The organism is Methylobacterium sp. R2-1, from assembly GCF_014191355.1.
Taxonomy (GTDB): domain Bacteria; phylum Pseudomonadota; class Alphaproteobacteria; order Rhizobiales; family Beijerinckiaceae; genus Methylobacterium.
On the sequence record NZ_JACHWM010000041.1, the window covers coordinates 1 to 1,930 of the forward strand.

General features: G+C 69.8%; 1 protein-coding gene. It reads right to left on the bottom strand.

Features of this window, described 5'->3' with window-relative positions; translation table 11 throughout:
- Positions 1-1,930 (bottom strand): 1-deoxy-D-xylulose-5-phosphate synthase (gene dxs, locus FHU13_RS27240; protein ID WP_210287881.1); only part of this gene is annotated, 1,930 nt, incomplete at both ends.

The window sequence follows — 1,930 nt, forward strand, 5'->3', positions numbered from 1 at the left end:
TCCGGCAGGGCGGCGCGGACGGCTTTGAGGATGCCCTCGGCATCGAGACCGGCCTCGGCGTACATCTTCTCCGGCTTGTCGTGATCCTGGTACAGGTCCGGAAGCGTCAGCGTCCGAACCCGGACCCGGCCCGCATCCAGAACCCCGCGCTCCGACAACAGGTGCAGCACCATCGCGCCGAAGCCGCCGACCGAGCCCTCCTCCACCGTCACCAGAACCTCGTGGCTCATCGCCAGATCCACGATCAGCTCCGCGTCCAGCGGCTTGGCAAAGCGCGCATCCGCCACTGTGGCCGCCACACCCTCCGCCTCCAAGGCGTCGGCCGCCTTCAGCGCCTCCGACAGACGCGTGCCGAGCGACAGCAAAGCCACCCGTGCCCCCTCGGGACGACGCACCACCCGGCCGCGGCCGATCGCCAGCGGCTCACCCTTCTCCGGCAGCTCCACGCCGACGCCCTCGCCGCGCGGGTAGCGCAGCGCGATCGGACCCGAATCGTGCGCGTGGGCCGTCGCCACCATGTGCACCAGCTCCGCCTCGTCGGCGGCCGCCATCACCGTCATGTTCGGCAGGCAGCAGAGATAAGCCAGATCGAACGCGCCCGCATGCGTGGCGCCGTCCGCCCCCACCAGACCGGCCCGGTCCAGGCAGAACCGCACGGGCAGGTTCTGCAGCGCCACGTCGTGCACGACCTGATCGTAGGCCCGCTGCAGGAAGGTCGAGTAGATCGCCACGAACGGCTTGTAGCCCTCGGTGGCCAGACCGCCGGCAAACGTCACCGCGTGCTGCTCGGCGATGCCGACGTCGAAGGTCTTGTCCGGATGCGCCTTGCCGAACAGGTCGATGCCGGTGCCGCCGGGCATGGCGGCGGTGATCGCCACCACCTTCGGGTCGGCGTCGGCCGCCTTGATCAGGCTCTCGCCGAACACCCGCGTATAGGCCGGGGCGTTCGCCTTGGCCTTGGCCTGGATGCCCGAGACCACGTCGAACTTCACCACGCCGTGGTAGCGGTCGGCGGATGCCTCCGCCGGCGCGTAGCCCTTGCCCTTCTGCGTCACCACGTGCAGCAGGATCGGGCCCTGATCCGAGTCGCGCACGTTCTTGAGCACGGGCAGCAGGTGGTCGAGATTGTGCCCGTCGACCGGCCCGACATAGTGGAAGCCCATCTCCTCGAACATCGTGCCGCCGCCGACGATCAGCGAGCGGGCATACTCCTCCGCCGCCGCCGCGCGCTGGTAGAGCGCCTTCGGCAAGAGCTTGCCGAGCTGCTTGGCGGTCTCGCGCAAGCTCCGGTAGGTGCCGCCGGAGGCCAGCCGCGCGAGATAGGCCGACATGGCGCCGACGGGCGGCGCGATCGACATGTCGTTGTCGTTGAGGATGACGATCAGGCGCGAGTGCAAGGCGCCGGCATTGTTCATGGCTTCATAGGCCATGCCCGCCGACATCGAGCCGTCGCCGATCACCGCCACCATGTTGCGGCGCTTGCCCGGCGCGGCGCCCTTGGCCTTGGCCTCCGCCTCCTCCAGATCGCGGGCCACGGCCATGCCGAGCGCGGCGGAGATCGAGGTGGAGGAGTGGGCCGCGCCGAAGGGGTCGTACGCGCTCTCGCTCCGCTTGGTGAAGCCGGACAGGCCGCCGCCCTGACGCAGCGTCCGGATGCGATCGCGGCGGCCCGTCAGGATCTTGTGCGGGTAGCACTGGTGGCCGACGTCCCAGACGATGCGGTCGTCGGGGGTGTCGAAGACGTGGTGGAGCGCCACCGTCAGCTCGACCACGCCCAGCCCCGAGCCGAGATGGCCGCCGGTGATCGACACGGCGTCGATCATCTCGGCGCGCACGGCGTCGGCCACCTTCTGCAGCTCGCTCTCCGGCAGAAGCCGGAGACGATCCGGCGTCTCAAGACCCTCAAGGATCGTCGTGTCCGCTAGTGCCA